Source organism: Candidatus Melainabacteria bacterium, assembly GCA_003963305.1.
Classification (GTDB): Bacteria; Cyanobacteriota; Vampirovibrionia; order Obscuribacterales; family Obscuribacteraceae; genus PALSA-1081.
Window position 1 is genome coordinate 261,698 of the sequence record RXJR01000028.1, and the last position, 14,645, is coordinate 276,342.

General features: G+C 57.2%; 7 protein-coding genes. All 7 read right to left on the bottom strand.

Annotated elements, in window-relative coordinates:
* Positions 1-223: 223 nt before the first annotated feature.
* Positions 224-2,056, bottom strand: coding sequence for a phosphoenolpyruvate carboxykinase (GTP) (locus EKK48_26145; protein ID RTL36715.1), 1,833 nt, complete (start codon positions 2,054-2,056; stop codon positions 224-226).
* A 93-nt stretch (positions 2,057-2,149) separates the two neighbouring features.
* Positions 2,150-2,962: a hypothetical protein gene (locus EKK48_26150; GenBank protein ID RTL36716.1), complete on the bottom strand. Its 813-nt coding sequence runs from the start codon at positions 2,960-2,962 to the stop codon at positions 2,150-2,152.
* Between the two features lie 135 nt (positions 2,963-3,097).
* Positions 3,098-4,483 carry an amino acid permease gene (locus tag EKK48_26155; GenBank protein RTL36717.1) on the bottom strand — a complete coding sequence of 462 codons (1,386 nt, stop codon included), beginning with the start codon at positions 4,481-4,483 and terminating at the stop codon, positions 3,098-3,100.
* 218 nt (positions 4,484-4,701) lie between these two features.
* Positions 4,702-7,068, bottom strand: coding sequence for a hypothetical protein (locus EKK48_26160; GenBank protein ID RTL36718.1), 2,367 nt, complete (start codon positions 7,066-7,068; stop codon positions 4,702-4,704).
* A 220-nt stretch (positions 7,069-7,288) separates the two neighbouring features.
* The gene (locus EKK48_26165) at positions 7,289-9,496 is read right to left on the bottom strand and encodes a PDZ domain-containing protein (GenBank protein ID RTL36719.1); all 2,208 of its coding nucleotides are present in this window, start codon (positions 9,494-9,496) and stop codon (positions 7,289-7,291) included.
* Positions 9,497-9,676: 180 nt separating this feature from the next.
* Positions 9,677-12,118 (bottom strand): hypothetical protein, encoded by a 2,442-nt coding sequence (locus tag EKK48_26170; protein ID RTL36795.1) that lies wholly within the window; start codon positions 12,116-12,118, stop codon positions 9,677-9,679.
* A gap of 264 nt (positions 12,119-12,382) precedes the next feature.
* On the bottom strand, positions 12,383-14,599 hold the full coding sequence (bglX, locus tag EKK48_26175) for a beta-glucosidase BglX (GenBank protein ID RTL36720.1): 2,217 nt from the start codon (positions 14,597-14,599) through the stop codon (positions 12,383-12,385).
* Between the last annotated feature and the right edge of the window lie 46 nt (positions 14,600-14,645).

Consider the following 14,645-nt stretch of genomic DNA (forward strand, 5'->3'; position numbering starts at 1 on the left):
TTGGGTTATGCAGAATGCAAACCCTTACACAGAGAAAAGGCACAGCATTTGCTGCACCGGTTCAAAGGAAGCACGCGCTTCCCTGGTGCGTATTTGGTGGCATTACACCAGACACGCGAAGGGGCGCCAGTTGCCCGGCACCCCCATTCTCGAAGCGTGCTGATTGGCTCAACACGCTTTTAAGAGAGCCAGTTTCCCGGCGCCCTTCTTCTTATGGTGCGGCTCAGGCCTTCTCTGCAAAAGCGGCTTCGAGTTCCGCTTTGCGTTCCAGGAGCTGCACCGGCACCTCGACGCCCAGCATGTCGAACAGCTCGCCTTGCGAATCGAGCTCCGCACGCCATTCAGACGGATCGATGTTCATCAACCGATTGAATTGAGCCTCGTCGAGGTTCAACCCCGTCAGGTCGATGTCACCGAAACTGGGCACCATGCCGAGCGCAGACGGATGCGCGTCGGCAGTTCCCTGCGTGCGCTCGAAGATCCACTTGAGCACCCGCATGTTGTCGCCATAACCCGGCCACAGGAATTTGCCGTCAGGTCCCTTGCGGAACCAGTTGACGCCAAAGATGAGCGGCTGCTCGGTGAGCTCGGCGCCGAACTTGAGCCAGTGAGCAAAGTAGCGCCCCATGTGATAGCCGCAGAAAGGCAGCATGGCGAATGGATCGCGCCGCACCTTTCCAACGACGCCCACAGCCGCTGCCGTGGTCTCCGAGCCGAGCGTAGCGCCCATGAACACACCCGACAGCCAGTCGTTCGCCTCGACGACGAGAGGCGAAGTCGTTGCCCGGCGCCCTCCGAACAGAATCGCGCTCAAAGGCACGCCGTTCGGATTATCCCATTCGGGATCGAGCGAAGGACAGTTGGTAATCGGGCAGGTGTAGCGGGCGTTCGGATGCGCAGCGGGTCGGCCGCAATCCGGAGTCCAATCCTGACCAAGCCAGTCGATCAGATGTGCGGGCTTCTCCTCGGTCATGCCCTCCCACCAGACATCGCCATCATCGGTGAGAGCGACGTTGGTGAAGATGCAATCGCGCGCCAGCGCTTCCATGGCGTTCGGATTCGTGGCGAAGGAGGTGCCAGGCGCCACGCCGAAGAAACCGAACTCCGGATTGACCGCCCACGCTCTCCCGTCTTCGCCCTTGTAGATCCAGGCGATGTCGTCACCAATAGTGGTGACTTTCCAGTCACTGAACTGGGCTGGCGGCTTCAACATAGCCAGATTCGTCTTGCCGCAAGAGCTCGGGAAAGCTGCCGCCACAAAGATCTTCTTGCCCTCCGGCGATTCGAGACCGAGAATGAGCATGTGCTCGGCCAGCCAGCCTTCCTTCCTGGCGATGTTCGAACCAATGCGCAAAGCAAGACACTTCTTTCCGAGTATGGCGTTGCCACCATATCCGGAGCCGACAGACCAGATCTCCCCGGTATCCTTGAAGTGGCATATGTATTTCGTCTCGTTGCACGGCCATGGCACGTCTTCCTGCCCTTCCTCCAGTGGCGCGCCGACCGAGTGCATGCAGGGGATGAACTGCCCATCCGGTCCCAGCTTCTTGAGAATCCTGGCGCCCAAACGGGTCATGGTCCGTTTGGTGACGGCGACATAAGGGCTGTCACTGATCTGAACGCCCAGCTGACAGATCTTTCCCTCGAGGTCGGCCATAGCAAACGGCACAACGAACATTGTTCTCCCCCGCATCGAGCCATCCAGGCGCCCGCAAAGGATAGTCATGGCGTCGTCCGAATCCATCCACTTGTTAGTGGGTCCGACATCGTCAGGATTCTTGCTGCAGATGAAGGTGCGATCCTCCACGCGAGCAACGTCGCTCGGGTCGGAACGAGCGGCGTAGCTGTTCGGCCGCAGCTTCTCGTTGAGTCGAATCAACGTGCCCGTCTCCACCATCTGAGCACAAAGCTCGTCGTATTCGAATTTCGAGCCATCGCAGATCAGAACATTCTTCGGCTGGCAGAGTTGGACAGCCACCCTGATGCGACGAGCAAGCTCCTTGTTGCGCACACGCTCATGAGCCGTAGCGGGGGTCAGATAGCGAAGTTTAGTCATGTCATCATCCTCGTTTAGTTAATCGAATCGTTAGCACCACAGATTCCGCGCACCGGAATCTGTTCAAGTAGTTGCTGCATTCTTTCTACAGGCTCAGGCGCTCAAGCAGACCTCGTGGAAGGAGTCGAAGTTCTTGATGCCCTCGATGAGCCAGTAGGAAAGAATGTCGGCGTCGGTATTGCCACCGTAGTAGTAGAAGATGAGAATCGCAGCCTTAGCCGTAGCTGCGAATTTCCACCCATTCATTTTGATCGTGCTATCAATCCACCACCATGCACTTGCGTCGCCGTAGTAGGTCTTCACGATCTTGCCTTCCAGGTCATTGACAAGCGCCGGGCTTTTCTTGCGGAGAAATTTCTGCAGGCTGCCAAACATGACACTGCAGAAGTTTGTCCACGCCAGACAGAAACCCAGCGCCTGAAAGAACTCAGCCTCGGTCATCGGGCGACCGGGGCTGAGAATCTGCTCGATCAAACGTGCCTGTTTGACCGACGCATCGCTTGGTTCAATGGGGATTTTGGCGAAGCCCATTGTCAGCGAAGCCTGCGACAGAAATGCGCCCGAGAGTTTCTGCCGCACCACACTGGTGTGAATCGGTTCGAATCGGCCGCTCTTCGAGCCGGTCGCAAGCAGCGTATAGACCTCAACGCTTCTGCCGGCGCCAAGATGCGTCGGCACCCCCGGACCCCGCACGAGTTCGGGCTGCACCACGATGGTATGTGCAAGGTTGACCATGCACCGTTCAAACGTCGCCGTGATGTGATGCAGATTAACGAGAGCCTGCATCAATTGTGCACCCGAAGTCAGCGCCTCGAGCCGATCTTCGCATACACAAGTAAGCCGCTGATCGAGATAATCAGCGAGCGCAGTTTGGTCTTCGAGCAGCTTCAACGTTGTTGTAGGCATTACAACTTCCCTTTCTTTGCGCATCCTTGCCTGCGGATTATGCTGGCATTACATATGGTGCAAGCGCGCACTGGAGCGCCCGTAGCTCCAGTACAGTCACTCCTGTGTTGGTGGCGAAAGTGCCGTTTCCGCCATCTACGCTCGACGAAGACTCTTGCCCAACTTGCTGTGCCGGAAGCCATAGGCGAAGTAAATCACCAGACCCACGGGGCAGCTGATCAGGTAAACCTGACGCACCATCGGATTGAGATAGAACACAAGCCCGATGCTGCAGACGATGACGACCGTCGCCGACAGGTAGTCGACCCAGGTTAAGTTGGGCAGGCGCAGCGAACCGGCGCCGACTGCCAGGAAGGCGACCAGCGTGCCCAGCACCATCATCTCCGAAATCTCTCCGAACGGAACGAAGCCCGCGAAGATGGCGCACACAACTCCGGTGACGACGATGCCGAAGTTGAGATTCTCGAACTTGTGGGGAAGAATGCCGTCTTCAGCCATGTTTCGAAAGATGCGCGGTGCACCCTGAATCATGACGAAGACTACATTGAACAGTCCGACCACTGCTCCGAGCGCGATCAGTTTCGCGACCAGATCGTGCCCAGTCGAGATGAGCACTTTAGCAAGGGGTGCCGCCGATTCGCTGCCCGAAAAGAGCGGATTAGCAGCAAGCACGCCATCGCCCGCCGGCACGAAACTCGGAGCCAGACCGGTGAGCACCATGAAGACGAGCAGATAGAGCACCGCCACGCCGAGCACGCAAACGAAGGTGGCGATCTTCGTGTCGCGCAGACTCTTGGACTCGCGAGCAAAAGTGTAGAGCGCGTCGAATCCCACGAAGGGGAAAACGAAGAGCGCCGCACCTTGCATAACGCCGTTCCAACCAACCGGCAAGAAGGGATGCCAGTTGTCGGGATTGATCGAGCTTGCTCCGGCGCCGATGAAAAGAGCAAGCAGAGTCAATTTCAGCCCGACCATGATGGCGTTGATCCAGGCTGGTTTGTGTGTGCCCACTTTGATCAGCAAGAGCGTTATCGTCAGAACGCAACTCACTGCTATCAGGTCGACGCCGAATCGACCGTCTTTGGACCACCCGCAAAGAAACTCCGGCAAGCCGAAGTTGACGGCGGTGCGCAGGTATTCGCTGAAGCCTATCGCCACTGCTGCTGTGCCCATGAAATATTCGATGAACAAGCCCCAGCCAACGACCCAGGCAGCCAGCTCACCCAGCGTGTGGTAAGTGTAGCTGTAGGCAGACACGCCGTGCGGAACGACGGCAGAGAATCGCTCATAGCGATTCCCAATAGCGCAGAAGTAGATGCTCGTGACGGCAATCGAAATTGCGCCGGCTGGTCCTGCCAGCGAAGCGATACGTCCGGGCATGACGAAGATGCCTGCACCGATGGTGGCACCGATGCCCAGAAGAGCGAGCATGAGCCAGCCGAGATGACGGTGAGACTCGCCTCTGCCATGACTCACATCATTGGGCAGAGTGGCCGTGAGGCGCGCTATTACGTCGGTCATATGTTCTCCAGAGTTTGACGATGCTTGATGCACCGAGTTTGACCAGTGCAGTGCCGAACAAGCACCACATCTGGTATCGAACAGTTGTTGTTTGAGAGGCGCAGTCAACCCGCGCCCCTCCTTGTTCGGGGAGCGCAGTCAACCCGCGCTCCTATTTGTTCAGAGAGCGCAGATAATCCGCGCCCGCTCTCTACTCAAGCGCCCTGGTTATGGCCGGACTAACGTCCTCGCCGCGACGGACCGGGGCGAAGGCGCGGAGCGCCACGAGATCTGGTGCCACTGCCGTTGGTGCCGCCGTGCTTGCCTGACTTGGAGCCAGCCGACTTCGAACCAGACGACCTGGTTCTGGGCGGCTTCTTCCCCGGCGACTTCGTCTCCGGCTTCGGCTCGGTCGCCCCGGGTCCTGACGACCTGGGCGCCGGCTTGGTGCGCTCACCCGGGCATTTGCCATCGTTTGTCTCGCACGACTCGTCGCAGTCAACCTTGACGTGTCCGCAGACAGGCTGCAGATCTTCGGGCTGAATGTCATAGATGCCGTGATTGCGCTTTTGCTCCTCCCAGGGGTCGAGCAACTCGGCCATCATGCTCTCGGCAGCACGATTGACCAGAGCGAGAGCTTCTTCCGGATCCATGCCTTCCGCCACCAGCTCGAAGAAAGCGATAGTCGCCGCCGACGTGATGTGGTGGAAGAAGTAGTGGTGCTCGCTGTCGGGAAGCTTGCCGATTCCCTGCTTGAGCAGCTCCTTGAGCGGGTTTACCTTCCGTTCCATCATGACGGGAGTCAGACAGACCAGCTTCTTCAGAGACAACCCATTCAAGCACTTGGCCGGAGTGTTGAGCAGGTGGGGCACGAGAAGCTTGCAAACCGCAGCGTAATCGGCCACAGTCACGCTCACCAGCGGAAGTTCAGGCTCCTTCACGCGGGCCAGGTTCCTGCTGCCATTGCCGTCCCGGGGGTTCGACTTCGACTTGCCCCTGGAACCGCCTTTGCGTTTGCTTCTGCCACGGCGATCTGCCATCGCCTGTTCGCCGGATTCATCATGCTCCTCGTCTTCACCGCCATCGTCTGATTGTGAACCGTGCCAGACCACGGTTTTGGGACGGGGAGTACCAGACTCCTTGGCCACCATGTCTCGCAACCATTTCGCGGTATCGCGAAAGTCAGTCTCGATTGCGGTCTCGGCCTGCCACTCGCCGGCGCGCACAATGTCCTGAGGATGCGGCTCCAGAACAATGGTAGCGGTGCCGTCCGGGCCGGCTATCAGACGATATGAGGAAGCGTTCCCCATAATGTGATCGACCTTGGTCATGTCGCCCAGCGCCATCGCCGTCATCGCTCCGATGAAGTAAGCATAAGCAGGAGCAAACGCCGGTGAGCCGCCGATCAAACTGCCGAACAGATCGGCGAGCAGTTCGTGCAGCTGATTGAGAAACACCTTCTTGAGCAGCTCGACAGTCGGCACTTTCTGGCCGCCGAGATTCGTAAACTCAGACGAAAGTTTGAGTTTGCCGCTCTTGTAAGCGCCGTCGATAAGCGCCCGCACCATGCCACCGAATTCAGGCGCAAAGCCTGGAACGCAGCCGACGACGAGATGACCGACCTCGTGGTCGTAAGGCTTGTCGGAGGTGCCCAGAGTGTTGAGGAAGTTGGTCTGCACGAAAGCGATATGACCGCCCCGCGGACCAACCGCTCCTGTTGCCGGAATCACAGCCGGTCCGGAATCAAACGGTCCGATCAGAACCGGAATGATCACGTCTCCGACAGTGACTTTGATCGTCGGAATCTGCTGCTTGACCGGACCGTCAACGGCGTCCAACTTAAGGTTGCCGGTGAGAACCAGGAAGAGCTTTTGCTCGAGCATGGCGCGGATGATCTTGAGCCGGGGCTGCAGAGCCGGATTCATCCACTGCCTGAAGCCCGTCGTCCACAGCTGGATGGTCGACAGAATCGGCTTGAGCTGGTTGGTGATAAGCTGAACCGCCGCCACGAAAACCTGACCGGTAGTCGCATCGGGGAACTTCTTATAGATGGACTGCATGACTGCCTGCAGCCAGTCGGGAACCTTTGTCTGCAGCTTCAAGATCTGGTCTCGAAGACTGTCACAGATCTCGCCGGTCTCAGACGGCAGCTGCGGCTTATCGCGCGTGACGATGACGAGATCAGGGTCGAACCATTCATGCACGACGGAGACAAACATGTCTCGCGTCAGAGCATTGGCCATCGCCTGGGCGCCACGGCGAAAGGGCGATGGTTCATCGCTCGAGATTGCGGCCGGCACGAGAGCCAGGCGCTCCGGTATCGGCATGTGCAGACCCGGCACCGGCCGTAGTGCGCGCAGAACGGCCCGATTCAAGTCGTTCTGCGGCACCAGCGCGAAGTCAGAGTCATTGATAAGCTTCCGGCAGTTGGCCAGCAGCGTCCGCCTGCGGGGAAACAGGTAGTTCTTTCGTCCACCGCCCAGGAAGAATTTTTCCTTCCCGTAAAGCGCCCGATGAATCGAGCAACCAGCAGATGGATGATTGAAGTCGGGTTCCGCAAAGAAAAAGCGCGGAATCGCAGTGGAGGTTTTGGTTCCTTTACGCATGCACAGATCCTTTCTTGTTTTTCATGCGTTATGGCACCACCGTCAGTGGTGCCACAAATAAACCACCATGGAGCGCACGCGTCCCGCGTGCATCAACATGGAGCGCACGCGTCTCGCGTGCACCTCTTCTTAGAGCAGCAAGCTATGATGCCGGGCGATTCTTACGAATCGTCCGGTACCTTCTGTCAATCGGATAACAAGCCGCTAAGCCACGACTGTCTCACTGGAGATATACGGGATCCTGCTGTTCAAGCGGCATACCGTCGACCGCCGCACGCTCCCGAACCTTTCTCTCGAACCCCTCTATGCGAGCGCGACTCTGCTTTTGAGTGGCGTCAAACCGCAGCAGCTGCTGCTTATTGAGCGCATAAATTTCTTCCCGAGCCGAATTCACCATGGCGGTGAGATCGCCGAGAACTTCTTTGTCGACAACAAGTCCTGTCACATTCGACTTCTGCCCACCAGGAAAGAACTCGAAGTTGGTGACGTGCAGGCTGAAGCCGTATGGAATGTCCACACCAGACTGACCTTCACTTTTGCCGCGACTGCCGAGTCCATGCAAGCGAGCACGGTGATTGCTCTGCATGACACCGGCAAGCCATTCGCTACCGCTTGCACTGGAGCCGTTGATGATAATAACGAACGGCAGGTTCGAGGGAAGCAGAAGCGGCACTCGTGGCTTGGGCATGGCACTCGTTTTGCCGCCATGATGGACAGTGACAAATTCGAGATCAGGAGTGAGAAAACTCTCCGTCACCTCGATTTCATCGGTGCCAGGAAGACGCCGCACCACCTCACTTGTCTCGCCAAACGGCAACATCAGACCAATGGCTTGCTTGACCTGTTCAACATCGCCGCCCGGATTATCGGCCAGGTTGAGAATGAAACCGCCGCCGGTGCCTCCTTTCTCATAGACCTCACGCGCCTCGACAGCGATGCTCACCATGTCGTCCTCGAGAATCTGACCTTTATCGAGGTTCGCTTTCAGCTCGTCAAAGCGGGCTGCTTTCTTGAGAGAATCGGCGTCTCCAGCCGTCCTCAAAGTCTTACTGGCAAGAGGTAAGACGGTCTTGGCGATAGCGGTGGCCAGATCCGCTCCAAGATTCTGCGCATAGAAAGAACGAATATGCAGCAGATTAATGCCATCTCCGAGCGATTCGAGCAACACCGAATGCTCCTGAATGACAGCCCGTTTTAACGTGAACTCCTTCCGCTGACCGTTGCGTTCGACAGTCAAAGTCACCGGCGAATCGGCGGCTCCCCGAAGCAATTCAACTGCCTGATTGACAGTCTTGCCAGCCAGCGTCTGGTTGTCGACAGAAACGATGAGATCGCCCGGCTCAACTATCCCGTCAGCCGGAGTGCCTTTTTCAGCTCCGTTAGCAACCAGCTCGAACCCAGGACCAAGAGCAAGTCCGTCCTCGCCGACGAACTCAATTGGCACACCCGCGTCGGTGATTCCGGTCTTTATGATGTTGCCCGAAGGGTCCGGAGTGTAAGCGCGTTCGAGCGAGACTGTCATCATGCGCGCATCCGCAGATTGCCCACCGCGACGAATCGTCAGAGAGATCTTCGAACCCGGCTCACCGAACAGGGCTTTCTCGACCTCACCAATGGTCATTTCAGCGACCGCCCGATCTCCTATCTTGAGCACCACGTCACCATAATGCACGAGCCCGTACGAAGGACTACTCGACGGCGGTTCATGCACCAGCACGGTGAGACGACTACCGAGAGCAACATTGTCACGATTGTTCATACCGACATGGATACCCAATCCACCAAAGTTAGCCTTCCTCGTCTTGGTCTCTGTGACAGTGCGTTCCCGGCTCTGAACATAGTCGAAACGAAGATGCAGAGAGTCGCGCATCAGCCTTATCGCATTCAGTGTCGCCGCGTCCGATTTGAAAACGGCAGGCTCACTATCGAACTTGTGCTCCCACTCAGCGACCCACCGAGCTCGCTGAATCGGATCAGCCATATTGACCGGACTGTCAGGGCTGTAGTGAAACTGCATGTAGGCGCGCAAGGCACGCATATACATGCATTTGTAGTCAGGCTGTTCGGGGCAGCCCAGACGCGTTCCAACTTTCACAAGCTGTTCGATGGCGCGATTGGTGCCTTCTTCGGTCATCAAATCGCTGTTGTGGTCGAACTTGTGCTCCCACTCCGCTTTGAATGGCGCGACCTGGTTGTTATCGGCGAGCAACTCGAATATCTCCAGAATAGTCTGGAACTGATCGCGATAAAGCGGCAATCCGAGCGGCTCCTGCTGTGACTCTGCCTGTGCAGCGGGTGACACAGGCTGAGCCCGAGAAGCTGTGGGCGCTTGCTGGGCAAACGCCGCAGTTTCGAGCGATAGCATCGACAGCGCCACTGCGGCGACGCTTGCGAGCAAGAAGGACTTTTTCATTTCGAATGTCTCCATTTTGTCGCTACGCGACGATTCGAAGATTCGCGCCCTTGTTCAATGGCGCAAACCGATACAGGTTTCTAGATTTTGTGTCGATCCACCCTTCTTTGATGCCTGGTGGCGATCAAGCCAAACAACCACAAAACAACGCCAACCCATAGATCGGCGTCGTTTATTAGCGTTGAGGAGCAACGCTCAGTCGAAGTCAATAACCACCGGACGATCTCTGTGCTCGTGCCTGCTGATCAAGACTTCAACCGTTCGCCCCCTGCGTGTCACGACACCTATGTCACAGCGCACATTTGCGTTAGTAACCAGGACAATCAAATCGTTGGCTTGAGTAGGGCTGACGATCAACTTGTTCTCGTCCATGCCCAGGATTTCAGCCGTCGATTGCTTGATGGTCACTCTTTTCCGCCGCACACCATACGGAAGAAGCAGCGTGCCCCTGGCCGGTATGGTAATGCGATGCCCGCCGAACAGAGTCTTTCCATTGCGCTGCAGCTGGAACGACAACGCTTGCGGTGCAACATTGATCATGTGCACCAGGCGATCGCCTTCTTCCGACAGAGTGGAAGTGACCACAACTCCCGGACCATCCGCACCGACCAGTCTCCAGCGAGGCTCGACGCCCAGCGCACTCATGAGAGCGCGATAGAAATCGAGATCAGCCGGATAGTCGCAACCGAGCACAATCGCTTTGCCCTGACCGGCGTCTACTTCAACAGCGCACGGAAGCTGACTGGCTATTTCCGTGAGCAGAACATTGCACCGGCGACCATCCGAGCACGAAAGCAACTGCGCTTCCGTAACACGCTGATCGGGTCGCGGAGACACCCAGGAATGAGCCTTGACAGTCGGCCAATACGGACCGCTCTCTCGAACGGCGTCGACGACACGACCGGCACTTGTCAGACCCAGGGCGTCACCAAGTATGGTGCAAGCTTCACCATCGTGATCGCACTCAGGCAACAGACCGACAAGCAAAAGCTTGCCGCCCTTGAGCACATAATCAGCCAGATTCTGCTGCACCTGGCGCCCCAGAGTGCGTCCGGTCGCCAGAACAACAACAGGATACTGCGGCACCTCAGACTGCAGATTCACACAAGGGAATGAAAAGCCACCGAGCAGGAGAGCGCGAGTGAGAATGTCACGCGGGCCCATGCCACGATAGCGCTCCAGGTCTGCAACCTGCTCTGACCGCAGACGCGAAGCCGGATGATGATACTCGCTCAGGTAATGGTCCAGGACCAGCCCGAGAGCAAAACCATCATTCTCTTCTGCACTTGTGCTGAGGATATCACGCACGCCATTCACAGACGCCATCGCCTGAGCTATGGCGTGATAAGTGGCGTTCACCTGACCATCAGGAGCAATCGGCGCGGCATAGCCATGCAACTGCCCGGTCGAAGCCAGCCTATCGATGCCATCGTCAGCGGTGCCGAAAGAAGGGTTCTCGCCGCCGGCCAACATGTAGAAGTTGAGCAAACGGAAACCCTGGGCAGTGCTCAAGATAGTTTTGAGCTTGACCGCCTCGGGTGCATACAGTTCGCCCATATCGAAACCGTAATTTCCTGTGCCGGCTTCGAACTCCATCGCTGTGGCTGGACGTTCTCCAAGAGTCGCCTTCAACATAGCATTGACGACATAGAGGTCAGCGACGTTGGCCACGGTCAGGTCGCCCAGATAGAGATCAGAACCAGCAGTGATCTGATCTGCCGTCGCCCAGGTTTCATGCAACTGGCTGATGCCAATCGGGAAATTTCGCGCCCGACCACCACCTGTGCCATGTACATTGATGATGAAGGGACCAGTGACGCCGTTCTGACGAGCATACTGGCTGAGCGTCGAGACGTAACGGGCGAAACGGTCACGCATGAACAGACCGAGATCATGGTGCAGCGCCAGCGATTTCTCACCCGGGCTGCGAAGCGCAGCGGCCCAGGCAATGTGATCGGAAGACCGAGCGCCGATGCGAGCACCGGCGAGGCTCCCGCCATAACGATTGATCGCCCAGTTGCGAAATTCCTCGCACATGCAGTCAGTCAGGTCCGGGCTGTTCGAAACCCAGCTGAGCATGCCGATCTCATTATCCAGCTGCACCGCGATGATCGGACCACCGTTGGATGCGGTGTATCTCGAGAGCACCGGCATGACATTGTCATACCAGACCTTCACCTCGGCAAGGAAAGCCGGAGCCAGATAGTCGACGGTCATTGTCGAAATCGGCTTGCCGTCCCATGTGACTGGACGAACTTCCGGATGTTCCTTTTTGATGCGCGAAGGAATGCCCTCGTTCTTCAGCTCGGCCATGCAGAACGGCCCGGGTTTGACAATGCACTGCAAACCCATCTCGTGACAGAGCCTGATGAAGCAGATCAGATCACGCTTCGGGTCCGAAACGCCCTCGAAGTCGAACTCTCCCTTTCCCAGCTCGTGCCAAACCCACGGCACATATGTCGCGACAGTATTGAGTCCAGCGTCACGCAACTTGGTGAGCCGATCTTTCCAATCCCGCGGCGCCACACGAAAGTAGTGAACTTCGCCCGCGCTAACAAGTTGCGCGCGACCATTGATGAGGATGCGGTCACGGCTGAGAGTGACCTCGCCGCCGCCATTTGTCTTTCGAGTGCCCATCGGCTTATCTCCCAGCATGGAGCGCACGCGTCTCGCGTGCAACTAATTTCTCTTCGCATGGAGCGCACGCGTCCCGCGTGCACCTCATTTTTCTCGCATGCATACCATGGAAATACACGTGTAGCGTGCATTCCCATGACATGCACGACCAGACACAAATCGTGCACCATCTGCGCCATCAAACATATTTGCGTGCGCATCGAAACCGACGCGCACGCATTTCTTGTCAGGACTTATAATTCCTGTCAGGAACGAATATTCCCATCAGGACCGAAGTTCGAACTGCACCGCCTGCACGTCTCGGCAGTTGGCGCCGATGAAGAGCTGGAAGGTGCCAGGTTCAGCAACGAACTCGAGATCCTGGTTATGGAACCTGAGGTCATCGGACGTCAATTCGAATTGAACTAACGCCGACTCACCAGGTTCGAGGAAGATGCGACGGAAACCCTTCAGTTCTTGAACGGGTCGCGTCACAGTTCCGACAAGGTCACGGATATAGAGCTGCACCACTTCAGCACCGGCACGTTCACCAACATTGGTAAGCGTCACCGTCGCAGTCAGTGTTTCGCCCTCGTATATGTTGTCGGTGTTGAGTTTGACAGGTCCGATCTCGAAGTTGGTGTAGCTCAATCCGAAGCCAAACGGATAGAGCGGCGAGTTCGCCACATCCAGATAGCGACTGCGATATTCAAGATCAGGCTGCGTCGGGTCGAAAGGTCGCCCCGTATTTTTGTGGTTGTAAAAGATCGGCACCTGCCCGAGCGTACGAGGGAAGCTCATAGTCAGCTTTCCGCTCGGGTTGACATCGCCAAATAGGACGTCGACGATAGCCGCACCAGCCATAGTGCCGCCGAACCATGTCTCGACAATTGCGTCGAGATTCTCGTCTTCCCAACTGAGCGTGAGGGGGCGACCATTCATGAGAACAAGAACGATGGGTTTCCCCGTCGCCTTGAGCGCCTTCAACAGGGCGACCTGGTTCTCAAACAAGCCGATCGTGCTGCGGCAAGAAGCTTCGCCCGTCAGGCCGAGGCACTCGCCGAGCGCAACCACGACAACGTCAGATTGAGAAGCGACCTCCACGGCTTCGTCAATCAGCTGAGCCGGCGACTTCTCGTCGATGGTGATCTGACCATCTCCCAGCTTCTTAATAAGGTCGGGCTCATCGATAAGATTGCAGCCCTTTCGATGTATGAAGGATGCCGAACCGAACTTCTGCCTGATGGCCTGCCACATACTAGTGGTTCTCTTCCAGTCGCCGGCAGCGCTCCAGCAGCCAATCAAGTTGCGATTGTCTGTCACCAGAGGCCCGACGAAGGCAATCTTCTGCTCCGGCCGCAGTGGCAGAACATTGTTCGCGTTTTTCAAGAGCACAATGCTCTCCGCGGCAGCCTGTTGCGCCAGTGCGAGCTTATCGGGGCTCATGATCTCGTTCTTGACGCGTTCTTCGCTGAGCCCTCGGAACGGATCTTCGAACAATCCAAGTTCCCACTTAGCTTCGAGAATGACGCGGCAGGCAGCATCGATCTGCTCAACCTTGATGCGCCCTTCCTCAACCGAGTCGGCAAGGTGTTTGAGAAACACTTCGCCGACCATGTCCATGTCGGTGCCGGCGCTCAGAGCCAACTCACCGACAGTAGCCTCATCGCCGACGCCATGCTCGATCATCTCGTTGATGGCCGTGTAGTCAGTGACGACAAAGCCCTGGAATCCCCACATCTTGCGCAACAGCGTCGTCAACAACCATTTGTTGCCGGTAGCGGGAAGTCCGTCGACCTCATTGAATGAGGTCATCACGCTCAGCGCGCCCGCCTCAACACCAGCACGGTAGGGCGGCAGGAAGTAATCGAACATGCGCCAGCGGCTCATGTCGACCGTATTGTAGTCGCGACCTGCTTCCGCGGCTCCGTAGAGCGCGAAGTGCTTAATGCACGCCGCCACAGCACGGGGATCGCGAAGGTCAGCACCCTGGTAACCGCACACCATAGCCTGAGCGATTCTCGAACCGAGGAAGGGGTCTTCACCGGCGCCTTCCGCAACCCGACCCCAACGGGGATCTCGGCAGACATCGAGCATCGGCGAGAAAACCCAGTTGACGCCATCCGCGGAGGCTTCGCCGGCCGCGGCGCGAGCAGTGCGCTCGATCAGATCCATATCCCACGTAGCCGCCAGTCCGAGCGGCAGAGGGAAGATTGTGCGGTGTCCATGAATGACGTCATAGCCGAACAAAAGCGGAATGCCAAGACGCGACTGAGTGACCGCCATCGTCTGCAACGGACCCACCACTTGCGGACCGATCGAATTGAAGACGCCTCCAGCAAGGCCACCTTTGATTTTATCCTCTGCCCCAACACTCATAATCGGGCCGGTGACAGCGGAACCGACAGACAGCAAATTGAGCTGTCCGATCTTCTCTTGCAGAGTCATCCTGGCCATCAAGCCGGCGATGAACTTGTCTCGACTGCGTTTATCAAGCAGCATGTCTTACTCCTTCATGTTTGATCTGTTGTCACTTAATGGCATCGGC

Bases quoted from the DNA above. Each gene is read 5' to 3' on its own strand.
- EKK48_26145 (RTL36715.1), bottom strand. From the start codon at position 2,056: ATGACTAAACTTCGCTATCTGACCCCCGCTACGGCTCATGAGCGTGTG.
- EKK48_26150 (RTL36716.1), bottom strand. From the start codon at position 2,962: ATGCCTACAACAACGTTGAAGCTGCTCGAAGACCAAACTGCGCTCGCT.
- EKK48_26155 (RTL36717.1), bottom strand. From the start codon at position 4,483: ATGACCGACGTAATAGCGCGCCTCACGGCCACTCTGCCCAATGATGTG.
- EKK48_26160 (RTL36718.1), bottom strand. From the start codon at position 7,068: ATGCGTAAAGGAACCAAAACCTCCACTGCGATTCCGCGCTTTTTCTTT.
- EKK48_26165 (RTL36719.1), bottom strand. From the start codon at position 9,496: ATGGAGACATTCGAAATGAAAAAGTCCTTCTTGCTCGCAAGCGTCGCC.
- EKK48_26170 (RTL36795.1), bottom strand. From the start codon at position 12,118: ATGGGCACTCGAAAGACAAATGGCGGCGGCGAGGTCACTCTCAGCCGT.
- bglX (RTL36720.1), bottom strand. From the start codon at position 14,599: ATGCTGCTTGATAAACGCAGTCGAGACAAGTTCATCGCCGGCTTGATG.